Here is a 23,882-nt window from a genome sequence, read left to right on the forward strand (position 1 = left end):
AAAAAGTATTTAAGGAACCTGTTTTACCAAAACAATATAAGCCGGGAAATGGTCGCTGTAGCCCCCCAGATAAGTTCCACCGGCAAAAGTACGGTAAGGATATCCTTTATACCGACCATCTTTTTGCTGCATAAACGGCTTGTTAAAAATAAATGCCTTGTAAAATTTTAATCCCGAATGCAGATTTATCGGCCCCAGCAAACCCTGGGAAACAAATATCTGATCAAAAAGGCTCCAGGTATCCCGCCAGGCAGTAGAACCAATTCCTTCTTTATACAATTTATACATCGGATTATAGAAATCACCGGGTTTTAATTTGTTTTTCGGGACAGCCCGCATGTATTTCATCACACTTTCGTTGGTAGGATTATCGTTCAGGTCGCCCATGACAATAATTTTGGCTTTCGGGTTAAGTTGCAACAACGAATCAGCAATATGGCGGGTAAGTTTTGCGGCCGCATCGCGCAGAGGCCGCGAGCGTTTCTCTCCACCATACCGCGACGGCCAGTGATTGACAATAACATATACCGTATCTCCCAGCAGAAGCCCGGAAACCAGCAATTGATCGCGGGTACGGAACCACGGTTTATCCGGTATATGCAACCGGTACGATTTAGAGGTAATCAGTTTAAAATATTTGGGATTATAAAAAAGTCCCACATCAATACCACGCCGGTCGGGCGAGTCGTAATGTACAATCCCAAGATGACGGTTTTTCAGCAACGGCTGATTCGCCAGATCTTTCATTACCCGCAGGTTTTCCACTTCCGAAACACCAAGCAGGGCAATTCCGTCCGGATTAATGTCGGTACCAATCTTAGAAATCACTTTTGACATATTTGCCAATTTGTGCATGTACTTTGCTGTATTCCAATGATTGGCACTGTTCGGTAAAAATTCTTCATCATCAATTTTAGGATCATTGATGGTGTCAAATAGGTTTTCCTGATTATAAAATGCCACTATGGCTACCGCCAGTTTCTTCTGATGCTGGGCTTTGAGCTGAACAAAAGGAGAAAAACTCAAAAAAATGACCAAAAAAGTCAAAAGTGTTTCAAATAAATACCGTCTCATTCTAATAAAATTGATTTTTTTTGACCGCAAATGTAGTTTTAATTTGATAAAGTTTTACCTTTGACCACTTTTTTATTTGGGGAGATGCCCGACCACGTAAGGATTCCCAACACATAAAAGAACAATCAATCATTTTATAATTTGAAAAATTTCAGATGAAAAAAGTTTTATCACTACTTGTTATCCTGCTCTTTATACAGCAGGTAAAATCACAAACCGATACAACTAGTTCAGCGAAAGAAGGAACAGTGATTCCGACATTTACGCTTACCGAGACAGACCTAAGTAATGAAAGTCAGTCGCAGGATGTATCCGGTTTGTTACAGGCATCGAGAGACATTTTTGTTTCTACGGCCGGGTATATTTTTGGTGCGGCCCGTTATCGCGTAAGGGGATACGATTCACAAAATCTGAGCGTCTTAATGGACGGAATAACCCTGAACGATCCGGAAACCGGCAGGGCTTATTGGTCAAGCTGGGGCGGTTTAAATGATATTACGCGGTACAACATTGTTAAAAGTGGTATCGTTTCTTCCGAATACGGATTTGGCGGTGTTGGCGGAATTACCGAGATCAACGCACGGCCTTCCACTTTCAGGAAACAGGTGAAGTTCTCCTATTCCCTTTCGAACCGCAGCTACCGAGACCGGATCATGTTCACTTATTCTACCGGTGTAACTCCCAGCGGGTGGTCCATCGTCGCTTCGTTTTCACGCCGTTGGGCACAGGAAGGCTATGTAGAAGGAACTTTTTATGATGCCTGGGCTTATTTTCTCGGTGTAGAAAAGAAATTAACCAGCAACAACAGCCTGACATTAACCGTCTTTGGCTCTCCTACGAAAAGAGGGAAATCGGGCATTTCTGTTCAGGAAGCGTATGATCTGACGGGAAACAATTATTATAATCCTTATTGGGGTTACCAGGCCGGAGAAAAACGCAATGCCAGAGTCAGTGACTATCACCAACCAATGATCACTTTAACCGATTACTGGAAACTGTCTGACAAAACCAAAGTTAAACTGGCTACCTCCTACTGGTTTGGAAGAGGAGGCTCCACTGCCTTAAACTGGGTGGAAGCCAATGACCCACGTCCTGATTATTACCGTAATCTTCCCAGCTGGTATTATCTGATTGGAGACTCGGCTGCCGGAGATTATGCGGCCGAACAGTGGCGTACCAATGTCAATTACCGGCAAATCAATTGGGATGCTCTCTATTTTGCCAATAGTAAGTTTCTATATACCGTTAATGATGTTGACGGAATCGAAGGAAATAATGTAACCGGGCTTCGCTCGAAATACATCATTGAAGAACGTCGCAACGACAAAAGCGAGTTACAGGTTAACGGAGACATTACCTCTTTTCTCAATACACACATTTCCCTTTACGGAGGGTTCAACCTGAATTTTTACAAAGGCCATCAATACAAAAAAATTGACGACCTGCTCGGTGGCGATTATTGGCTCGACATTGACAAATATGCTTCCGGTGACCCGTTTAAAATTCCGGCTGCCGCCCAAAGCGACCTGAACCATCCCAATCGTATTGTAAAAGAAGGAGATATTTTCGGCTACGATTACGATGCCAACATACAAACCCAAAATGTATTCGGTGAAGCCGATTTTAGTTACCGGAAAATGGATTTCTATTTCGGAGCTCAATTTACACACACTAATTTCTGGCGTACCGGACACATGCGGAATGGACATTTCCCGCTCCACTCGTATGGCGAAGGCCACAAAAACAACTTTTACAATTACGGTTTAAAAGGGGGTGCAACCTATAAGATCAACGGCCGGAACTATATCACCGGTAACCTGATGTACATGACCCGGGCTCCTTATTTCAGAGATGCTTACATTTCAGTACGTACCCGTGATTTTACCGTGGATAACCTGAAAAGCGAAACCATCTATTCAGGAGACATCAATTACATTTTAAGAACACCGGCAGTAAAAGCCCGCCTGACTTTTTATTATACCCAATTCAAAGACAAAACCTGGTTGCGTAGTTTTTATCACGAAGGACTGAATTCCTTTGTTAACTACATTATGACCGGTGTAGATGAATTGAATACAGGTATGGAATTAGGACTCGAAGCCAACCTTACTCCCACCATTTCGGTTTCCGGAGTATTAGGAATTGGTCAAAACATTTACACTTCACGTCCTACAGCCACGATCACGCAGGATAATGATGCTCAACTACTCGCCAGCGACCGGAAAGTTTACCTCGAGAACTATTACGTTGGCGGAATGCCACAAACGGTGGCTTCTGTAGGCATCCGGTACAATGCTCCCAAATATTGGTTCATCGGAATCAATGGGAACTATTTTGGTGATTCTTATCTGCCTGTTAACCCTGACCGTCATACCCAAGAAGCACTTGAAGGTCTTGCACCGGATGATTACCGTATTCCGGAAATTCTGGCTCAGGAAAAACTTCCTGACGGCATGACCATAGATATGTTTGGCGGAAAATCGTGGCGTATCCATCATAAATACACTGCCGGTTTTTCTGTAAGCATCAGCAATTTGCTGAACAATACAGGATACATCTCGGGCGGTTATGAACAATTACGCTACGATCCTAAAAACATCAACAAGTTTCCGCCCAAATATGCCTATTTGTACGGCCGGACATTTTTCCTGAATATTTATATCAGAATGTAAAACCCAAATCTTGAAAATTTATAAAGTAATCCATATGAAAAAGTTAGTTTTATTTTTCGCAGCTTCCATGCTTTTATTCCTTTCTTCTTGTGTCAAACAGGATTTTGACACGCCTCCTATCAGCGAAATTCCGGTAGGAACAGTTTACACCATCGCCCAACTTCGGCAAATGTATGCCGATTCCGGAGCTTATCAGTTTAACACCGATGCGTCGGTATATGCGGTGGTTACCATGGATGAGACTTCAGGTAACATCTACAAAAGCGCATTTATTCAAGATGCCAACGATGCCGTAAATATCCATTTACTGCAGTCAGGCGGACTGCGTATTGGCGATTCCATCCGGATCTACCTGAAAGGGGTGGTTTTATCTGATTACGGTGGCATGTTTCAGCTGGACAATGTGAATAACGATTCCAGCATTGTCATTCTGGCTACTCAAAAAGATATTGCTCCTAAAGATGCGACCATTGAAGATCTGCTCGCCGGAAAGTATAAAGAACAATTGGTTAAATTAAATAATGTTCAATTTGCTGAAACAGATACCGGTAAAGTTTTTGCCGAACCAGACAAAGCAACCAACCGGAAACTGGAAGATTGCCAAGGCAATCAGGTGGATGTAAGAACCAGTAACTATGCCACTTTTGCTCCGCTGAAAGTTCCGGACAAAAGAGGATCGCTCATTGCCATTGCCGGAAGTTTTAATGGTTTACCCCAGCTTCTGTTACGTTCGGCATCCGAAATTGTTATGGATAGTGCCCGCTGCGAAATTGGAGGTGGTGGAACTCCCGTCACACCGGTAGACAGCGTAAACGAACAATTTGATAATGCAGAAAACTACACCGATATTGCCATTACCGGATGGACCAATATCAAAGTAGCCGGAGACCGCGCTTGGCAAGGTAAGATTTACAATACCGACAAATATGCCCAGGCCTCAGGATACAACTCCGGACTTTCTGATATGGAAACATGGCTTATTACTCCTCCGGTGAAAAACGATAACGGAGATATGGTATTAAGCTTTAAATCAGCTATGGCTTACTGGAAACACACCGGCGACGACAAGCCGTTAACCATTCTGGCTTCCACTGACTTTGACGGCACTAATTTTGCCACAGCACACTGGACAGAATTATCAGCCACTTTGCCCACAGCCAATAACAGCAATTACGAATGGGTTAACTCGGGTGATATTTCACTGGCCAATTTCAAAGGCAACGTAGCCATCGCCTTTAAATACAAAGGAAGTGATTCTGAATCTACTTCTATTGAATTGGATGATGTTGTTATTCATGCAGGTACCGGTGGAGGAACAAATCCGGGTACCGTTACTTCCTTTGATATCGATTTCTCGGATCAAACGGCCTATCAAGACATTGCTATTAATGGCTGGATAACTACGGCAACCAAAGGAACCCGTAACTGGCAAGGCAAAGAATACAGCACCAATTATTATGCACATGCCACGGCCTATAAATCAACCGATGACGAGAATGAAGAATGGCTGATTTCTCCTCCTATTGATTTGGACGCTATGACCAATCCTACCTTGAGCTTCGATACCGAAAAAGCCTATTGGAGCCATACAGATGATGAGCCTTTTGAAGTATTGATCTCCACCGATTTCGACGGAACAAATATTGAAAGCGCTACCTGGCAAAAATTGTCAGCTACCATTGCTACAAAAGATGATTCCGACTATACCTGGGTTCATTCCGGTGATGTTGATTTATCGTCTTATTCCGGCACTGCTTATATTGCATTCCGTTATTACGGAAATGCGCCAAAAGGAGAAACAACTACTTATGATATTGATAATCTGAAACTATTTGACAAATAGGTTTAATAACAGATCAAAAGAAACCGGCAACAGGAAAGTTCTTCCGTTGCCGGTTTTTTATTTCACAATTTTTAAATACTTTCTTCCTGTTATTTTATTGTTTTCTGCTATTTTAGCAAAAAAATATTTCCATGAACAAAGGGTTGGTCATCATTCCCACTTTTAACGAAAAAGAAAACATTGAAAACATTATTCGTGCGGTCTTTGCACTGAAAACCCCCTTTGATATTCTTATCGTAGAAGACAACAGTCCGGACGGTACGGCAGCCATTGTAAAAAACCTGATAAAAGAATTTCCTGACCGGCTTCATATCATGGAACGTGAAGGGAAAAAAGGATTAGGCACTGCTTATATCGACGGGTTTAAATGGGCTTTGCAACGCCAGTACGATTATATCTTTGAAATGGATGCCGACTTTTCGCATAATCCGGATGATTTGGAAAAATTATATGCCAGCCTGCATCACGACAAGTATGACGTAGCCATCGGTTCGCGGTATATCACCGGAGTAAACGTGGTTAACTGGCCTATGGGACGGGTTTTGATGTCGTATTATGCCTCGGCTTATGTAAGGATGATTACCGGAATGGATATCCGCGATACCACAGCCGGCTTTGTAGGATGGCGGCGAGAAGTGTTGGAAACCATCGATCTGGATAAAATTAAATTTGTGGGATATGCTTTTCAGATCGAAATGAAATACACCGCATTAAAACTGGGATTTAAAGTCATAGAGATTCCCATCATTTTTACTGACCGGACACTGGGTGAATCTAAAATGAACAAAAACATTTTTCGTGAGGCTGTTTTTGGCGTGATCAACTTGAGAAAAAGAAGCCTTCTCGGAAAAATCAAACCTAAAAAACAAGACTAAAATGGCCGCTCCTTTCGTCATCCGGCAGGCTACCGTAGTCAATGAAAACCAACAATTTTTAGCTGATATTTACGTAGAAAACGGAAAAATCAAAAAAATTGTCAGCGGCAAAGATCCGGCATTAGACAAAAACATTGAAGTCATTTCCGCCCGGGGACTCTATCTGCTTCCCGGAGTTATCGACGACCAGGTTCATTTCAGAGAACCCGGACTGGAATACAAAGCGGATATCTTTACCGAAAGCCGTGCTGCCGTAGCCGGCGGAATAACCAGCTACATGGAAATGCCCAATACCCGGCCTCCCGTGCTTACACAAAAACTTCTGGAAGAAAAATATGCACTTGCAGCTGAGAAATCACTGGCCAACTACTCTTTTTACATGGGAACCTCTAACGACAATCTGAAAGAAGTATTAAAAACCGATCCGTCCCGGGTATGCGGAATCAAAATTTTCATGGGATCATCCACCGGAAACATGCTGGTGGATGAAGAAAAAACACTGGAAGCGCTTTTTTCGGAAGTTCCCATGCTCATGGCTACCCACTGTGAAGACGAAGCCATTATCCGGAAAAATTACTCCGCTTATTATAAAAAATACGGCCCGGACGGCGCTCCCTGGCTTCACCCGAAAATTCGAAGTGCAGAAGCCTGCCTCCGATCTTCTGAAAAAGCGGCAAGACTGGCCCGAAAATATGGCAGCCGGCTCCACATCCTGCATCTTTCCACAGCAGCCGAAACGGCACTTTTTGATAATCACATCCCACTAAAAGAGAAAAAGATTACCGCAGAAGTCTGTGTTCATCATCTGTGGTTTTCTGATAAGGATTATGCAGAGAAAGGGAACCGGATGAAATGGAACCCGGCAGTAAAAACCGAAGCCGACCGCGACGGATTACTTCAAGCCGTATTGGAGAATCGAATTGATGTTATTGCCACCGACCACGCGCCCCATACAAAAGAAGAGAAACAACGTCCGTACTTTAAAGCTCCTTCCGGAGGACCTATGGTACAACATGCATTGCCGGCTATGCTTGAACTGGTAAAACAAAAAAAGATCAGTCTGGAAAAGGTAGTGGAAAAAATGTGCCATCATCCGGCTATTCTTTTCAGAATAAAAAACCGGGGGTTCATTCGCCCGGGCTACGCTGCCGATCTGGTGCTTGTTGATTTAAACGCTCCCTGGGAAGTCAATTCTTCCAATATCCTGTACAAATGCAGATGGTCACCACTCGAAGGCACCCGGCTCCACGCTCAGGTAATCTCCACCTTTGTTAACGGAAACCGGGTATATCACCAAGGTGAAATCAACGAAAATATCCGGGGAGAACGGTTACTCTTTTCTACCGATTGATTCCCAAATATTTCCGGAATTCTTTTTATCACCACTTCCTCTCCTGTTTTTTTGAGATAAAAGAAACCACGGGAATAGGCTTTGTTTGAGACGAAATTCTATTTTTGCAAAAAAATTTTCCGGTGATAGCTGTTAATAATCTGGTCATGGAGTTTGGCGGGAAACCGCTTTTTAAAGGAATCTCTTTCCACATCAGTAATAAAGAACGTATTGGCCTTGCCGGTAAAAACGGCGCCGGCAAAACCACACTGTTACGCATCATTACCGGTGAACAGGAGCCCACAAGCGGGAGTGTTATTGTTCCGGAAAATGAAACCATCGGCTATCTTCCCCAGGAAAAACAAATTCGAAGTAAAAAAGATGTTCTCCATGAAACACTTTCTGTTTTTGACGCCCTGCACCAGCTAAAAAAAGAACTGGAAGAAATTCATCATCAGCTTGCTGTACGTACCGATTACCAAAGCAAAGCTTATCTTAAGCTGTACGACCGGCAGGAAGAAATTCAGCACGTTCTGGCCGTTCATGACATAGAAAAACAAGAGGGCAAAGCCATAAAGATTTTAAAAGGACTGGGGTTTGACGAAAAGGAATTAAACCGTCCGGTAAACCTTTTCAGTTTAGGCTGGCAAATGCGTATTGAGCTGGCTAAACTGCTTTTATTGCAACCCACCCTATTACTGCTTGACGAACCCACCAACCACCTGGATATTGATGCCATTCAATGGCTTGAAAATTTTTTAAAGGCTTACCGTGGTTCGGTTTTGCTGGTTTCGCACGACCGGCGTTTTTTAGACAACCTCACCACCCGAACATTAGAAATCAACAATGGGAATCTGTACGATTACAAGGTTCCCTATTCCCAATATATCCGGCTAAGCCGCGAACGTATTGAACAGCAACAAGCCGTTTTTTCCAACCAGCAAAAACAAATCAAAGAAATCGAAAGTTTCATTGAACGGTTTCGCTATAAAGCAACCAAAGCCCGTCAGGTTCAGTCGAGAATCAAGCAGCTGGAAAAAATGGAAAAAGTGGAGGTGGACACACTGGACAAAGCCGCCATACATTTTCGTTTTCCGCCAGCTCCCCGAAGTGGAAAAGTCGTTGTGGAAGGCATCGGGATTTCAAAATCATTTGGCCAGAAAACCGTATTGAAATCATTAGATTTTCAAATCATTAAAGGAGATAAAGTCGTTTTTACCGGACGTAACGGAGAAGGGAAAACCACGCTGGCCAAAATTATTGCCGGACAACTTTCGTACGAAGGAGAATTAAAATTTGGTCATAACGTACAGACCGGATATTATGCTCAGGATCAATGGGAAATGCTGGATCCTGAAAAGACTGTTTTCGAAACGGTTGACGATGTTGCCACCGGAGAAGTTCGTACCCGGTTAAAATCCATTCTCGGCGCTTTTTTATTTCAGGGCGAAGACATTGACAAAAAAGTAAGTGTGCTTTCCGGTGGCGAAAAGGCCCGGCTTTCACTGGCCCGGCTACTGCTTACCCCTTCCAACCTTCTGATTCTTGACGAACCAACCAATCATCTTGATCTTGTCACCAAAGACATCCTGAAAACTGCGCTATTACAATATGACGGAACACTTATTCTTGTTTCGCACGACCGGGATTTTCTTCAGGGGCTCAGTGAACATTTTTACGAACTGAAAAATCACCAAATCAAAGAGTTCAGAGGAACTTTAGATCAATATCTTTCCAAACATAACAAGGCGCTGGAAGAGGAAGAAGCAACAACACCGAAAACAAGTCGTTCAAAAACAAAAAACGAAACCCAAAAACAAAACTGGCTTCAACGAAAAGAAAAGGAGCGTCAGTTACGCAAAACCAAAAAGATTCTCGAAGAAACCGAAACCAAAATAGAAGAAACCGAAAAAGCGCTTGCCGCATTAAATGACAAACTTTCGCGCCCGGAAGACTTTCAGGAAGAAATAAAAAACGGCAATCTTTATAAACAACACAGCAACTTACAGGAGCAACTCGATCAATTATACCAACGTTGGGAAGAAATTCAGTCAGCGCTGGAACAATAAAAACTTTCCTGTAGTTTATTTCTCTCTGTTTATCATGGCTTTTACCACACCACGGAGTGGTTCTTTACGGGCTTCAGGAATTTCCACTTCATCCAGCTTTTCCAACCCTTTGTCTAGGTATCCGGCAATAGCTTTACGGGTAAGTTTTTCAATATCCAGCCGGTCAAATATCTCTCTGAAAGCCTTGATTTTTTCCTCAGCAGGAAGTTGTTTTTCATGAAAATAATCCAGCAAAATATCTTTGGTTTTCACATCAGCAGCAGAAAGTGCTTTAATAAAAAGATATGTTTTTTTATTTTCGATAATATCCTGTCCGGTTCGTTTACCAAAGATTTCTTCATTTCCATACAAATCCAGCAAATCATCCTGCAGTTGAAATCCCATTCCCACATTAACGCCAAACTCGTAAATCAGTTGTTTGTTTTTTTCGGATGATCCGGCAATAAGTGCACCGAGTTTCAAACTGGCACCAAACAATACGGCTGTCTTCAAACGGATCATACTTAAATAATCGTCCAGCGTAACCTGTCTTTGTTTTTCAAAATTCAGGTCCATCTGCTGTCCTTCACACGCCTGCAAAGCTGTCGTATTAAATATCTTCAGTATTTCCGGAAGCAACGTTTTATCGGCCTGCAAAATGTAAGTATACGCCAATACAAACAAAGCATCGCCCGACAAAACCGCCAGTTTAGCATCCCATTTTTTATAAACGGTTTCCTTTCCGTGCCGGATAGGCGACTGATCCATCAGGTCATCATGAATCAACGTAAAATTGTGGAGCAATTCAACGGCCAGTGCCTGCGGCAAAGCTTTTTTAATATCTCCACCAAACATATCGCTGGCCATCAAAGTAAACACAGGCCGCAACCGTTTACCACACTGCGAAAGGCTGTACACAATAGGCTCATATAACTCTTTCGGGTTTTTACTGAAACTCTGGTTGTTCAGATGAGCAGAAAACAGATCATATAATTCGTCGTATGTGTACACCTTTAAAAATTTTAATCCAGCAAGTTTAACAAATACTCTCCATAACCACTTTTACGCAAAGGTTCGGCAATCTTGCGCAGTTGTGTGGCATCAATAAAACCTTTATGATAGGCTATTTCTTCAATACAACCGATTTTCAGGTTTTGCCTTTCCTGAATCACTTCAACAAATTGTGACGCCTGATTCAGGCTCGAAAAAGTTCCGGTATCCAACCAGGCTGTACCCCGGCTCAATACCCCCACTTTCAATTTTCCCTGTTGCAGATAATGTTTGTTGACATCGGTAATTTCATACTCGCCCCGGGCACTGGGTTTCAGCTTTTTAGCCACTTCCACCACACTATTGTCATAAAAATACAATCCCGGCACCGCATAATTTGATTTGGGATGTTTCGGTTTTTCTTCAATGGAAAGGGCATTCATGTTTTCGTCAAATTCCACCACGCCATAACGTTCCGGATCGCTTACGTGGTAGGCAAAAACAATACCTCCATCCGGATCGGTACTATCCATGAGCAGCTGCTGTAATCCCCGGCCATAAAAAATATTATCCCCCAGTACCAAGGCCACTTTATCGTTACCAATAAATGACTCCCCAATCACAAAAGCCTGAGCCAGCCCATTGGGTTCATGCTGTACAGCATATTCAAAACGGCAACCAATTTGCGAACCGTCGCCTAACAACAGTTTAAAGTTGGGAGTGTCATGCGGTGTGGAGATAATGAGAATCTCCCGGATTCCGGCCATCAGCAGAATAGAAAGCGGATAATAGATCATGGGTTTATCATACACCGGCATCAGCTGTTTACTTACCGCCAGCGTAAGTGGATGCAACCGTGTGCCGGAACCTCCGGCTAAAATAATTCCTTTCATGGGTTTATCATTTTGTTTGTATGTTGTATTCAAGAAGATTTTTTACCCACATTATTCGACCTTGCATTTTTTATCCTTTTCCTTTTGACAGCCTTACTTAGTCTTTCTCTCCTTTTTTCTTGTTTTCCAGCTCTTCGGAAACCACTTTGTCCAGTTCGCCGTGCTTTTCTTCCACAAAAACCTCTCGTCCGGCTTTTTTGAATGATTTGGTCAGCAACCACTTATCTAACGACAGTAACAACGATGGCAAAACAATCAAGTTAGTGAGCAATGCCACCAACAGGGTAAACGAGACCAGATATCCCAGCGCTTCGGTACCGCCAAACGATGAAAAAGTAAAGATATAAAAGCCAAAGAAAAGAACGGTTGCCGAAAAGATCATACTATACCCCGCTTCCTGCAAAGCATCCATAACAGATTTTTTCACATTCCAATGATTGGTCATCAGGTGAAGTCGGTATCGCGACAAGTAATGGATCGTATTATCCACACTAATACCCAAAGCAATACTAAAGATGATAATAGTGGAAGGTTTTATGGAAATCCCGAAATAGCCCATCATTCCGGCCGTTAAAATCAATGGAATAGTATTGGGTATCAGCGAAATCACTACCATTTTAAACGAAGAAAAGATAAATGACATCAGAATGGTAATGACGGCAATGGCCAAAAGCAAACTATACGCCAGATTTTTCACCAGATAGTTGGTACTTTTCAAGAAGACCACACTGGTTCCCGTAAGATGCACATCATATTTCGAAGGCGGAAAGATCTTATTGATCTTCGGCCGGATAGTCCGGATGATACTATCTATCTCATTGGTTCCGATATTTGCCATCTGAACCGATATCCGCGTGATCCGCAAAGTGGAATCCACAAAAGAGCTCAACAAATTTCGTTTTTTCGAATGAGTACTCTTCTTAAAATTAGGCAGATAACTGAGTATAAAGTTTTTCTCCTGGTTGTTGGGCAACGAATACATTTTTGGATTTCCCCGGTAAAAAGCCTGTTTAGCGGCTTTTACCACTTCCACAATGGAAATCGGTTTGGCAAATTGCGGATATAAAGCCAAGGTATCCTGCAGTTCTTCAATCTTTCTCAGGTTCGACAATTTCAGCAATCCGCCTTTTCTCCGGGTATCTACCGTAATTTCCAAAGGCATCACGCCTTTGAAGTTTTCCTCCATAAAACGAAGGTCTTTCTGGAGTTTATTCTTTTTTGAAATATCATCCACAATGGTACCGGTAGTTCTCAATTTAGTAATCCCATATCCTCCCACCAAAACCAACAAAATGGTCACAGTGTAAATAACAGGGCGATAATTTGTTATCAATTTTCCCACCAGGTGGATGATCTTGGTCGTGAATCCTTTGTCGTTGTCCAGATGCTTTAAATGACGGGGTTTGGGAACGGGGAAATAGCTAAACAAGATAGGCAGCAACAACATGGATAACACATAAATAGCCAGAATATTCAGTGTAGCCACAATTCCGAACTGCACCAAAAAAGTATTGGAAGTAACAATAAAAGCACCAAAACCGGCTGCAGTAGTCGCGTTCGTCAACAAGTTAGCTTTTCCAATACGGACAATCATCCGCGACAAAGCGCGTGTTTTATTCCCATGCAGACGGATCTCATCCAAGTATTTATTAAGCAAGAAAATAGAATTCTCCACCCCGATCACAATGAGCAGCGGCGGTAATACTCCGGTAAGAATGGTGAATTTGTATCCCAACAGGGTAACTGTCCCCAAAGTCCAGATAACGGCTACCAAAACCACTACCATGGCAAAGAAAACCGCCCGCAATGACCGGAAAAGAATAAACAGTAAAACAAAAGTGATAAAAGCCGACAGGAAAACAAACAGGAAGGATTCGTGTAAAATCAATTCACTCTGAATGGTACGGATATACGGCAGTCCGGACTTTTTAATATCAAGATGATATTTTTTGCCGTAAGCTTCCGCCGTTTCCGTAATTTTTTTCATGAGCGGAATACGGGCTTTGGAATCCAGAATCTTCTTGTCCACCGTGATCATGATCAGATGAACATGGGTTTTACGGTTAAACAGCCGGTCCTGATACAACGGTAAATTATAAAGCACATGCTTTATTGAATCAACCTGTTTTTGCGTGGTCGGACGCTTGGGAACCAAATTAACAAACTGAAATTTATGTAAGCTGTCGTTCCGCACCAAAGTAAACACCCTTGCCGATGACACCACCTGTTTTACCCCTTTGATTTTCATCAGCTTGTGGGTCAGGTCATACCAGTCGTCAAAATGCTGAAGCGTAAAGAGCTTGGGGTCTTGTACCGCAATAAAGCTAATACTTCCATCGCCACTTTGGCCAAATTCTTTCTTAAACTTATTGTATTCTATGCTGGTAGGATCAGACGAAGGGAGCATCTTTGCCAAATGATATGACAATTGCACTTTAGACCCTTCGTATCCCATAAAAATGGTCAACAGTCCGATAACGATTAATATTGCCAGCCGGTTTCTTAAGATAAACCGAACAAGAAATTGCCACATACTCAAGTCATTAGTCAATAAACCCAGCAGGTTTCAGCTCCCTTTCCCTGAAACAAACAAAAACGAACGCCCTGCTTTTTTTGAGCGCACAAAGTTAACAGATGTTTTTCTGTTTACAAAATATTTATCAAGCCGATCCTTTATACTTACAGTCAACCCTTTACATGTTACAAACCATTTCAAAACCCCGACCGGACAAAACAAACATTTCATTTTACATCTCCGACAAACTTCAAGGTATTCTGTTTTGTCGGATATTTGCCGGCAGAAAGTCAACAGAAAAAACTTTCAAACACAAAAAATGAAACAATGAAAAAGGTTTTATTTATTGACAGCACACATCCTTCTTTACCGAAAGGATTAGAAGATTTAGGATATCAGTGCGACTTTTTTCCGAAATACCAACGCGATGATTTTTTAAAGATCATTGACCAGTATGAGGGCGTTATTGTCCGAAGCAAAATAAAGCTGGACCGTGAAATATTGGAAAAAGCCCGGCAGCTACGTTTTATCGGCCGTGTGGGTGCCGGAATGGAAAATATTGATACAGCTTTTGCCGAAGAGAAAGGAATCCGCTGCCTGAATGCTCCGGAAGGAAACCGGAGCGCAGTAGGCGAACATGCCATCGGGATGCTGCTCATGCTTTTTAATCATTTAAAAAAGGGAGATGCTGAAGTCCGGAAAGGACTGTGGCTGCGCGAAGAAAACCGGGGCACAGAAATCGAAGGCAAAACGGTGGGGATCATTGGATACGGGAACATGGGAAGCGCTTTCGCAGAAAAGATTTCCGGATTCGGTGCCCGCGTTTTGGCTTATGACAAATACAAAACAGGATTTTCCAATGCCTTTGTCACGGAAGTCTCTTTGGAAACCCTTTTTTCCGAAACAGACATTTTAAGCCTGCATGTTCCGCTAACCGACGAAACCTTTTTCATGGTAAACGACGATTTTCTGCACCGTTTTAAAAAGCCCATCTGGCTTATTAATACTTCCCGCGGAAAAGTACTGAAAACAGCCGACCTGATCACAGCCCTTCGCAACAGAAAAGTAAAAGGCGCCTGTCTCGATGTTTTGGAATTTGAAGGATTCTCTTTCGAGAACCTGGACAATAACAAATTACCCAAGGCTTTTTCCGAACTCATTACATTGGACAATGTGATCCTGTCGCCTCACGTAGCCGGCTGGACACACGAATCGAACCGCAAACTGGCAGCTACCATTGTCCGGAAAGTAAAAGCCTTGCAGGAAGAAGGCTTTTTACAGAAAAACCCATCATAAGTTTTCCCTGAAAAAGTTTATTCCTGCAAAAGACCATTGAACACCAATTTGTAGGTAACCGGTGTGGAGGCACGGAAAATAGGGCTGAATCCATAAAGGATCAAATCGCCTTTTCCTTTTTTCACCCATACCAGTATCGGTTTGTTCCCTACCATTTTCAGATTTTCGGCATATCCGCTCATGAGCAGTTTTTTTTCAGGAAACCATCCCATCACCCGGCGATCCATCCCAAATCCGGGAATCCAGGTGGTAAAAACAGGATTTCCACGATAAAAAATACCGGTTTGATTGGCCATTCCATAAGTCAGCCACCGGTTCGGTTTCCAGTTTACCCGAACAAATGTTCCCGGACAATACAGTCCTTTTTTCTGCAACTGTGGTCCGATATTTTTAAACGGGAGCACAAACGATTCTTTGTTTCCGTTCTTCTTTTTTATGGTTTGGGTTCCTTCAAAAAGATCCACCGAACGTCCCCAGCTCAGAATTCTTCCGCCGTTGTTCACAAAGGCCATGATTTTCTGCATTCCTTCTTCACCTATTCCCTTGGTGTATTCAGGCGGATAATTGGGCTGATAATATCCACTTTCGGTATATTTTCCGTCCATCAGTACACTTTTGCTCATATCCGGAAAAACAAGGATATCAAAACGGCTGAAATCCAGCTTAGCCACGTCACCCGGATGAATTTCCGTGTAAGGGATGTGATACGTATCGAAAATAAACCGGGTCCATCCGGCATCCATATCATGAAACCAAGTTACCATCAAAGCAATACGCGGAAGTTTTACTTTTTCCATAGAGAGATCCGGTTTTTTGGACAAAATCACCGGCGAAATTTTCATTTTTTTGACCTGGTCTTTCACGGCGGCACCATTTTTCACCACAAAAGAACCGGCAGGCAACGTTTGCGAACCGACTTTAAAAGCTGCTGGCGCCCGGTAAACCGTTGCCTTTTTTCCCAATAGGGCAAAAACAGTTTGGTAACTTTCGTTGTCGTTAGCCGAAAAAGCATATCCCCACCCGGCATTTTCATTTTCCGGATTCTTCAGTGTAAACGGATATTTTACAGGAACTAAATTTGCACGGATGTCCGGACTGTTTTTATCCATCGCACAAGATTTCAATCCTTTATGCAACGGAAGCGACCAGCTGGTAATGTCGTAAGGGCGGATGATTTTCCCTCCCGGAGTAAAATGCCTAATCGGATAAGATTGGGCTTCCATCACTTCTTTAATAAACGGCCGGTAGGGCTGATTCATCGGGAAAACGATATCTCCCTGATGAAACTGACGGTTATTGACCAGCACATCTTTTTTCAGCCGGTAAATTTTTATTCCCTGCTCGTGCATAATATGCACCAGGTCTACCAGTTCGCCCGGATCACGCTGCTGCAACGGGACAATGTAAAAATAAGGCGCTTGCGTTTCTCCTTTTTTCACTTCCTTGCGACACAAATCATTACGATATTTCAAAATCGCATCTTTATGCAAAGCCGCTGTTTTGATAATAGCTTTTGTAGAACTGATTTCATATTGAACAATATCGCTCAAATGCCACCAGCCGCCTTTCCACGGGTCGGGCATATTGATACTTTTTTTGTATTCGGCCAACCCTTTTCCTCCTGCACGCAGTTCTGTCGGCTCAACATAAACAGGGGTCGCAAATTTCGCGCTGGCACATTCGGTAAGCATAGCTATTACATTTTTCCACAGACAGGTTTCGGTAGATCCCGGCCAGTAATCATCAAAAATGTATTGCTGTGCAATGCCTTTCAAACTATCGGCCGTCATATCCGTGATCATGTTGGCGCCAAAAACTTTCATCCAGTCCCACAAGCCGGCATCAATTACCTGGGCAATCACATCGGTGGGCGGCGGAACAAAATAACGTACTCCCGAAGATCCCATCTGATGTTTTTCAAACATCACCTGCGGATACCAGGTATTGTTGTACACATTGGCTATGGCTTTGGTATCGGTTTGCGAAAGCGTGATAAAATCGCGGTTGTTATCGTGCCCCACATATTTATGATAAACGCCCGGCAGGGAAGCTCCTTCATATTCTGTTCCCCTGTATTTCAGGTAATTATTCACCACCATATCCATTCCGTCCGGGTTGTGGCAAGGCACCATCATATAAACCGTTTTATCAAGCCAGTGTCTGATTTTTGGATTTTTGGACGTAATCAGTTCATAAGCAATAAGCGGAGAAGCCTGCGACGGTCCTACTTCGCTTGAATGCATGGAAAGCGTGGCATAAATAAATACCCGTCCGTCTTTTATCATTTGAGCCCGCTGCTGCGGCGTCAAATCCGGATTGAGTGCCAATTGTTTATTGATTTCTTTCAGCTGATCCAAATGTGCAATGTTTTGCTCATTGGAAATCATGGCCACATACATCGGTTTCCCCATAGGAGAAGTTCCGATTTTAATCATTTTCAGCCGGTCAGACTGCGAATCCAGCAACTTAAAATAATCAATCAGCTTTTCATACGTAAAAAGCTGCCGGTCAGCTCCCGGTTTAAAACCAAAAAATTTTGTCGGGTTTCCCGGCATTTTTTGCCCCCAAACCGGGTTCGAAAGCAACAAAACGGCAATTAGCCACAAAAAGGAGTGATAAATCTTTTTCATAGATATTTCATTTAAAAATTTTATTAACCACAACAATCTCAGTCTATCTGAACAGTCCAACAGGGCCATTTCATAATGATCAAAAACAGGAAAAGGCAGAAAATTAGATTTCAAGCAATGTTAGTTCACAAATATAGGAGATATATTCACATCTTTTTCTCAACCAAGATAATGCCGCATAATCCGGCTCAACTCTTCTATTTTAATCGGCTTGTAAATAACGTCATTAAATCCGGCATCGAGGGCTTCCTTACGGCTGATATTTAAAGCCAGTCCGGTTTGGGCTATCAAAGGAATATCCGGGTCATTTTTCCGGATAGCCCGGGCAACTTCCAAGCCATTCATTTCGGGCATCTGCACATCAATAAGGGCCATATCAATTTCATTTCGGTGATTGGTGTAGATTTCCATCGCTTCCTTCCCATCTTTAGCATAAAACATCTCTACGCCGGTTCTTTTAAGCGTTTCGCGAAAAAAAGCAAAAATCTGTTTTACATCATCGGCAATTAAAATGGTTTTCCCTTCCCAGGCGCCCACAGGGAAAAGCCCGGTTTTTACCGTTTTCTCTCCGGAAACATCCTTTTGGATCTCTGTTGGCTCTTTATAAGGCAACGTGAAAAGGAAAGTACTTCCTTTTCCCGGTTCGGAACGAAGGCGTACAGCTCCTCCCATAAAGGTTACCAATCGTTTTACAATGGAAAGTCCCAGTCCGGTTCCGGTAAAGTTGCGGGTCAGGTTTTCCTCTACCTGGGTAAAACGTTCGAAAATGGTTTCCTGTTTCTCCTTGGGAATTCCAACACCGGTATCTTTTACAAAAAATTCCAGCACCGGCATCTCTTTTTTCACCAGGCGATATCCCAGTTCTATAAGACCTTCTTCCGTAAATTTTACTGCGTTGCTCAACAAATTATCCAACACCTGTTTCAACCGGACTTTATCGGCCACAATCCGGTCGGGAGCTTCATCAGCAATCCGCAGCACAATTTGTACCGGTTTATTTTTCAATCGGTTGGCAAAAATAGTACGCAGCTCTCCCATCAGTTTTTTCAGCGAAAACTCCTGTTCAAAAAGGCGCAGTTCACCCGCTTCTTCTTTGGAAACCTCCAAAATTTCATCAATAATACTCAAAAGCTGTTCTCCACTGTTAATGATAATCGCCGAGAACTCTTCCCTTTCACTGGGAGTTAAGTCGCTGTCCTGCAACAATTCGGCAAAACCGACAATCGAATTCATGGGGGTTCGTATCTCATGCGACATGTTTGAGAGAAAAGCCATTTTTAACTTTTCGCTTTCCTCGGCCTTTTTACGGGCAACCACCAATTCTTCGAGATAACGCTTCATCCGAAGATGGGTTTCCACACGAGCCAACAGCTCTTCTTTTTCAAATGGTTTGGTAATGTAATCCACTGCTCCGGCACGAAACCCTTCCACAAGACTCTTTTTGTCTGACGCTACTGTAACAAAAATAACCGGGATATCTTTTGTCCGCGCATCCGATTTCAGCATTTTACAAACTTCAATTCCACTAATGTCCGGCAATCTGACATCAAGCATGATCAGGTCAAACGGATTTGATTTGGCTTTTTTTACTGCCTGTACAGCGTTTTCGGCAAAAGCAGCCTTAATATAAGTTCCATCCAAGTAAGCCTGTATTAAGGAACGGGCAGAAGCGGAATCGTCCACCACAAGAATATGGGCGTTCTTGTTATTCATAGAAACAGGGTTTTTCTCATTTCCAAAAATAAAAAAAAACCAATACGAATAAACATCAATAGTCATTTTTTACGAACCTACGCCATTGGAAAACAGTCATAAGAAACCTGAAAATATTAACAATCGATTGGTAATAAATATCTCCGGATGAAGATCCGCGGAGCAGACTTGGTTTTAATTTTGAAAAACAAAATGATTTATGCGATTTTTTCCTGACGACATTGAAACGGAAGTGCAGGCACGATTGAATTATAAGCGCCTGGCAGTTTTGTATCATCCCGACCGGGGTGGCAATGAGGAAATTATGCGCGAAATTAACCGGGAATACAACGAGATAAAAAAAAGGCTCCGGAAACAGCGTGAAGGATTACAGCATCTAGAACCCGGTGACTGTGTAATTGTCAACGGTACCGAATGCGAAGTCACTGCTGTTTTTGAAAAAACTTTTATTGCCAGAGCCAAAGGTCGGCACCGGCTGGCTATTTTCGACAAAAAAACCGGTTACGCTGTATACGACAAGAAATACATTGCACGGCTTCCCCGATAATTTCAATAACTTTTGTGCAACTTTCCGGTATTGATGTCGTAAAATTATATTATCAAAATTTTTAAACATGGTAGAAATCAATACTTCTGAAGATAAAAACACCATCCAAATTGTTTTTTCGGACGACCTGAGCGTGGCAAAAGCCTCCGAAATGCATGAACAACTCCGTAAATTCGCATGGGAAGCGCCCACTATTTCCATTTTGACAAAAGAGGTGAAAAATATGGATCTGAGTTTTTTGCAACTTTTGTTCTCTTTTGCCAGAGAAATGAAAAATTCCGGAAAAAAACTTATTTTTGATTTTCAGTTCGAGGAAGAAATGGAACGGATTTTTGAAGAATCGGGGTTTCAACAAGCCTTTGAAAAAATTTAAGAGGCAACACATGCAAAAGAAAAAAATACTTTTTGTGGATGATTCGGCCAGCATTCGTGCGCTGGTAAAGATGATTCTTGAGAATGCCGGCTATGCCGTAACCCTTGGCACAGACGGACAGGATGCGCTGGAGCAGTTAAATGGTATTCCATACGACCTTATTATTACCGACCTGCACATGCCCCGCATGAATGGACTGGAACTTATTAAAGAACTCAGAAAAAAGAATGAATACCGGTTTGTTCCTATTTTGTTTTTAACCACCGAAACAAAAACAGAGATCAAACAAGAAGCAAAGGCCGCCGGGGCCACCGGTTGGATTACCAAGCCCTTCAACGATGAAAAATTATTGCAAATCATAAAAAAAGTGATCAGGTAATGGATGAGTTGTCAGCCAGTTTTGTAAACGAAGCTTATGAGCTACTGGAAAACCTGGAAGAAGCTCTTCTGAAACTGGAAAGTCATCCGGCAGACGAAGAACAAATCAATACGGTTTTTCGTGTCATGCATTCGTTAAAAGGAACCGGCGCCATGTTTGGCTTTGACGAACTAAGTACTTTCACCCACGAAATGGAAAGCCTGTACGACATGGTTCGTTCCGGCAAATACAAAGTCGATAAAGACCTGATCGACTTTACCTTTCGAAGTATTGATGTTATCCGGTTACTACTGGAAAAACCCGATTCACCGGAAACACAACAACAAAAAAAAGCTTTCCTTGGCGAACTTATTCATCGTTTTTCTGACCCCGGCACACCACATGAACAACAGCAAAGTAAACCGCCGCATCATCAAAAGATCAAGAAATCAAAAGAAAAACCCTCTGCAACCTGGCATATCCGCTTTATACCCCACACCCAGATTCTGCAAAACGGTACACGTCCGTTATATTTATTGGATGAATTATCAGAAACAGGAAAACTGAAGTCATTTCTGCATACCGATAAAATTCCGCCTTTTCCTCACCTGCCGGTTGAAAATGTTTACGTTTGGTGGGATTTGTTGCTGGCAACCGATAAATCTGAAAATTTCATCAAAGATGTTTTCATTTTCGTGGAAGATGAAAGCCAGATCGAGATAAAAAAAGTAGCTGACGGCGACCTGCTTAGTTACCCTGACGCAGTAGAAGAAATGGACAAACTGGCTTTTCATGAGTCAATTACGGATGAAAAACTCAAAACATGGGCAGAAAAGCTCTCTTTGAAAAAACAGGAAAAAGAACAGACGCCTTCTGAACCGGTACCGGAACACACCTCACAAAAACCAGCTAAAGAACCCGTACCGGCCCCGGAAAAAAGCAACGACCAACAAGAAACCGAAAACCCGATTGAAGCCGATCAACATCCATCCGATCAACATAAAAAAGAAGAAAAAACCGGTGCAAAAGAAGAAGCATCGGTTTTACACGAAACCGTCCGGGTTTCTTCTGCCAAACTTGATGAACTCCTCGACATTATCAGCGAGGTCGTGACCACACAGGCAAGATTACTGCATTACAGTCAGAACCACGAAGACCCGGAACTAGAGAGCATTACAGAGGCTTATGAAAAATTGGCCCGGCAGTTACGCGAAAACGCTCTCGACATGCGGCTCATCCCTATTTACACCATTCTTATCCGGTTTAAAAGGCTGGTACGCGACCTCTCTTCCCGCCTCAACAAAGAAATTATTTTGAAAACTACCGGAACAGAAACCGAACTAGACAAGTCGATGATCGAGAAACTCTACGATCCGCTCATGCACATCCTGCGAAACAGTATCGATCATGGCATTGAGCCGCCTGATGAACGTATTAAAGCCGGAAAAGATCCCAAAGGACTCATCCACATTAACACCTCCTATTCCGGAGCTCACGTAATTATCAAAATCTCGGATGACGGTCGCGGCATGGACGAAAAACAATTACGGGAAACCGCATTACAAAAAGGGCTCATTTCTCCTGATGCCGAATATTCTAAAAAAGAGATCCTGCAGCTGATATTTTTACCGGGATTTACCACTTCTGAAAAAGTAAGCCGGGTGTCAGGCCGTGGTGTCGGAATGGATGTGGTGAAAAAAAATATTGAAGAACTTCGCGGCAGCATCGAAGTGGATACGGAAAAAGGGAAAGGAACAACCATTATTCTTTCCTTGCCGTTAACCCTCTCCATTATCGACGGGCTATTGGTTTATGTCGGAAAAAACCGGTACATCATTCCGGTAAGTCATGTAAAACATATTTATCCGGTTACCCGGGAAGAACTCAAAAATACCATTAACCAGGTTATTGGCAAAGACAATAAACAAATTCCATTTATTGATTTAGTGAAGGAATTTGATGAAAAAGACACCAACGAAAAAGAGATGTATCTTGTGGTGGTCAATTATGGCAAGATGGAAACCGCACTGGTCATTAACAGTATTGTGGGGAAATACCAGGCCGTAATCAAACCGCTCAGCCGCATTGCGCAAAAACAGGAGATCTTTTCCGGTGCATCTATTCTTGGCGACGGGAATATTGCGCTGGTAATGGATATCAACAAATTAATCTACAAATTCTTGAACCATGAGTAAGTCGGAAGCGAACACCAAATCCAAAAAACAACATTATATTTTGTTTTATCTTGGCAACGAGGTATTTGTTATCAACGTAAAGTATGTTATTCGTGTACTGCCGGCTACAACTTTTACCAAAATTCCGCAAAGCCCCGGTTTTTTGCTGGGCGTAACCAACTTCAACGGAAGCGTGTTGCCGGTAGTAGACTCGTACAAGAAATTCAATTTTAAACCTTCAAAAAAAAATGACAAACCCCTTATCCTGGTTTTAAATATCCGGGTAAACGGCAAAAATACCCATCTGGGGTTTTTGGTAGACGATTCGAATAATGTGATCGAAGTGGCCGACAGCGAAATCAAACCCTATCCGGCTACCGGGAATAAATTCAATGTAGATTACATTGACGGGGTAATTCAGCTAAACGGAAAATTCATTTTGATTCTGAATCCTGAAAAACTATTTGAAAAAGAAGCTGAACTAAGTATAGAAAACGAAATCAATACCGGAAAATCGGCTGCCGACAACCGGTAAAAAAATAGAACAAATA

The 23,882-nt window shown here is 42.5% G+C and carries 17 protein-coding genes; 11 read left to right on the forward strand and 6 right to left on the reverse strand.

Annotation, left to right across the window (positions count from 1 at the left end; genetic code table 11):
* Window positions 1-9: 9 nt before the first annotated feature.
* Window positions 10-1,074, reverse strand: coding sequence for an endonuclease/exonuclease/phosphatase family protein (locus tag LA303_RS10560; protein WP_240525365.1), 1,065 nt, complete (start codon window positions 1,072-1,074; stop codon window positions 10-12).
* A 155-nt stretch (window positions 1,075-1,229) separates the two neighbouring features.
* Between LA303_RS10560 and LA303_RS10565 the strand changes: the two genes are divergently transcribed.
* The 5 genes from LA303_RS10565 (at window position 1,230) to LA303_RS10585 (ending at window position 9,863) form a co-directional block, all read left to right on the forward strand.
* Window positions 1,230-3,746, forward strand: a complete 2,517-nt coding sequence (locus LA303_RS10565; protein ID WP_240525366.1) for a TonB-dependent receptor plug domain-containing protein — start codon at window positions 1,230-1,232, stop codon at window positions 3,744-3,746.
* A gap of 34 nt (window positions 3,747-3,780) precedes the next feature.
* Window positions 3,781-5,589, forward strand: coding sequence for a DUF5689 domain-containing protein (locus tag LA303_RS10570; RefSeq protein ID WP_240525367.1), 1,809 nt, complete (start codon window positions 3,781-3,783; stop codon window positions 5,587-5,589).
* Window positions 5,590-5,720: 131 nt separating this feature from the next.
* Window positions 5,721-6,464, forward strand: a complete 744-nt coding sequence (locus LA303_RS10575; protein WP_240525368.1) for a polyprenol monophosphomannose synthase — start codon at window positions 5,721-5,723, stop codon at window positions 6,462-6,464.
* A gap of 1 nt (window position 6,465) precedes the next feature.
* Complete coding sequence (locus tag LA303_RS10580) at window positions 6,466-7,815, forward strand: dihydroorotase (RefSeq protein ID WP_240525369.1); 1,350 nt, start codon at window positions 6,466-6,468, stop codon at window positions 7,813-7,815.
* Between the two features lie 122 nt (window positions 7,816-7,937).
* On the forward strand, window positions 7,938-9,863 hold the full coding sequence (locus LA303_RS10585) for an ABC-F family ATP-binding cassette domain-containing protein (protein WP_240525370.1): 1,926 nt from the start codon (window positions 7,938-7,940) through the stop codon (window positions 9,861-9,863).
* A 15-nt stretch (window positions 9,864-9,878) separates the two neighbouring features.
* On the opposite strand, the gene LA303_RS10590 is transcribed toward LA303_RS10585, so the two are convergent.
* The 3 genes from LA303_RS10590 to LA303_RS10600 form a co-directional block, all read right to left on the reverse strand.
* Window positions 9,879-10,853, reverse strand: a complete 975-nt coding sequence (locus tag LA303_RS10590; protein WP_240525371.1) for a polyprenyl synthetase family protein — start codon at window positions 10,851-10,853, stop codon at window positions 9,879-9,881.
* A gap of 11 nt (window positions 10,854-10,864) precedes the next feature.
* Window positions 10,865-11,725 (reverse strand): glucose-1-phosphate thymidylyltransferase RfbA, encoded by an 861-nt coding sequence (gene rfbA / locus LA303_RS10595; protein WP_240525372.1) that lies wholly within the window; start codon window positions 11,723-11,725, stop codon window positions 10,865-10,867.
* Window positions 11,726-11,822: 97 nt separating this feature from the next.
* On the reverse strand, window positions 11,823-14,258 hold the full coding sequence (locus tag LA303_RS10600; RefSeq protein ID WP_240525373.1) for an efflux RND transporter permease subunit: 2,436 nt from the start codon (window positions 14,256-14,258) through the stop codon (window positions 11,823-11,825).
* A gap of 309 nt (window positions 14,259-14,567) precedes the next feature.
* On the opposite strand from LA303_RS10600, the gene LA303_RS10605 reads away from it, so the two are divergent.
* A complete protein-coding gene (locus LA303_RS10605; protein WP_240525374.1) occupies window positions 14,568-15,536 on the forward strand; it encodes a 2-hydroxyacid dehydrogenase in 969 nt (322 codons plus the stop codon).
* Between the two features lie 17 nt (window positions 15,537-15,553).
* Here LA303_RS10605 and LA303_RS10610 read toward each other — a convergent pair whose 3' ends face one another.
* Complete coding sequence (locus LA303_RS10610) at window positions 15,554-18,166, reverse strand: M14 family zinc carboxypeptidase (RefSeq protein WP_240525375.1); 2,613 nt, start codon at window positions 18,164-18,166, stop codon at window positions 15,554-15,556.
* A 159-nt stretch (window positions 18,167-18,325) separates the two neighbouring features.
* On the reverse strand, window positions 18,326-19,879 hold the full coding sequence (locus tag LA303_RS10615) for a response regulator (RefSeq protein WP_240525376.1): 1,554 nt from the start codon (window positions 19,877-19,879) through the stop codon (window positions 18,326-18,328).
* A gap of 199 nt (window positions 19,880-20,078) precedes the next feature.
* Here LA303_RS10615 and LA303_RS10620 point away from each other — a divergent pair, with 199 nt between their 5' ends.
* The 5 genes from LA303_RS10620 (at window position 20,079) to LA303_RS10640 (ending at window position 23,866) form a co-directional block, all read left to right on the forward strand.
* Entirely contained in the window at window positions 20,079-20,426 is a 348-nt protein-coding gene (locus tag LA303_RS10620) for a hypothetical protein (RefSeq protein ID WP_240525377.1), read from the forward strand.
* A 67-nt stretch (window positions 20,427-20,493) separates the two neighbouring features.
* The gene (locus LA303_RS10625) at window positions 20,494-20,799 is read left to right on the forward strand and encodes an STAS domain-containing protein (protein ID WP_240525378.1); all 306 of its coding nucleotides are present in this window, start codon (window positions 20,494-20,496) and stop codon (window positions 20,797-20,799) included.
* A gap of 10 nt (window positions 20,800-20,809) precedes the next feature.
* Window positions 20,810-21,178, forward strand: coding sequence for a response regulator (locus LA303_RS10630; RefSeq protein ID WP_240525379.1), 369 nt, complete (start codon window positions 20,810-20,812; stop codon window positions 21,176-21,178).
* Window positions 21,178-23,352 (forward strand): chemotaxis protein CheA, encoded by a 2,175-nt coding sequence (locus LA303_RS10635; RefSeq protein ID WP_240525380.1) that lies wholly within the window; start codon window positions 21,178-21,180, stop codon window positions 23,350-23,352. Before LA303_RS10630 ends, LA303_RS10635 begins: the two co-directional genes overlap by 1 nt.
* Window positions 23,345-23,866 (forward strand): chemotaxis protein CheW, encoded by a 522-nt coding sequence (locus tag LA303_RS10640; RefSeq protein ID WP_240525381.1) that lies wholly within the window; start codon window positions 23,345-23,347, stop codon window positions 23,864-23,866. The genes LA303_RS10635 and LA303_RS10640 overlap by 8 nt, the downstream gene beginning before the upstream one ends.
* Window positions 23,867-23,882: the final 16 nt, after the last annotated feature.

This window comes from Candidatus Sulfidibacterium hydrothermale (assembly GCF_020149915.1).
Classification (GTDB): Bacteria; Bacteroidota; Bacteroidia; order Bacteroidales; family F082; genus Sulfidibacterium; species Sulfidibacterium hydrothermale.

Bases quoted from the DNA above. Each gene is read 5' to 3' on its own strand.
- LA303_RS10605 (WP_240525374.1), top strand. From the start codon at position 14,568: ATGAAAAAGGTTTTATTTATTGACAGCACACATCCTTCTTTACCGAAA.
- LA303_RS10635 (WP_240525380.1), top strand. From the start codon at position 21,178: ATGGATGAGTTGTCAGCCAGTTTTGTAAACGAAGCTTATGAGCTACTG.
- LA303_RS10610 (WP_240525375.1), bottom strand. From the start codon at position 18,166: ATGAAAAAGATTTATCACTCCTTTTTGTGGCTAATTGCCGTTTTGTTG.
- LA303_RS10600 (WP_240525373.1), bottom strand. From the start codon at position 14,258: ATGTGGCAATTTCTTGTTCGGTTTATCTTAAGAAACCGGCTGGCAATA.
- LA303_RS10575 (WP_240525368.1), top strand. From the start codon at position 5,721: ATGAACAAAGGGTTGGTCATCATTCCCACTTTTAACGAAAAAGAAAAC.
- LA303_RS10630 (WP_240525379.1), top strand. From the start codon at position 20,810: ATGCAAAAGAAAAAAATACTTTTTGTGGATGATTCGGCCAGCATTCGT.
- LA303_RS10580 (WP_240525369.1), top strand. From the start codon at position 6,466: ATGGCCGCTCCTTTCGTCATCCGGCAGGCTACCGTAGTCAATGAAAAC.
- LA303_RS10640 (WP_240525381.1), top strand. From the start codon at position 23,345: ATGAGTAAGTCGGAAGCGAACACCAAATCCAAAAAACAACATTATATT.
- LA303_RS10615 (WP_240525376.1), bottom strand. From the start codon at position 19,879: ATGAATAACAAGAACGCCCATATTCTTGTGGTGGACGATTCCGCTTCT.
- LA303_RS10620 (WP_240525377.1), top strand. From the start codon at position 20,079: ATGCGATTTTTTCCTGACGACATTGAAACGGAAGTGCAGGCACGATTG.
- LA303_RS10560 (WP_240525365.1), bottom strand. From the start codon at position 1,074: ATGAGACGGTATTTATTTGAAACACTTTTGACTTTTTTGGTCATTTTT.
- LA303_RS10570 (WP_240525367.1), top strand. From the start codon at position 3,781: ATGAAAAAGTTAGTTTTATTTTTCGCAGCTTCCATGCTTTTATTCCTT.
- rfbA (WP_240525372.1), bottom strand. From the start codon at position 11,725: ATGAAAGGAATTATTTTAGCCGGAGGTTCCGGCACACGGTTGCATCCA.
- LA303_RS10625 (WP_240525378.1), top strand. From the start codon at position 20,494: ATGGTAGAAATCAATACTTCTGAAGATAAAAACACCATCCAAATTGTT.
- LA303_RS10565 (WP_240525366.1), top strand. From the start codon at position 1,230: ATGAAAAAAGTTTTATCACTACTTGTTATCCTGCTCTTTATACAGCAG.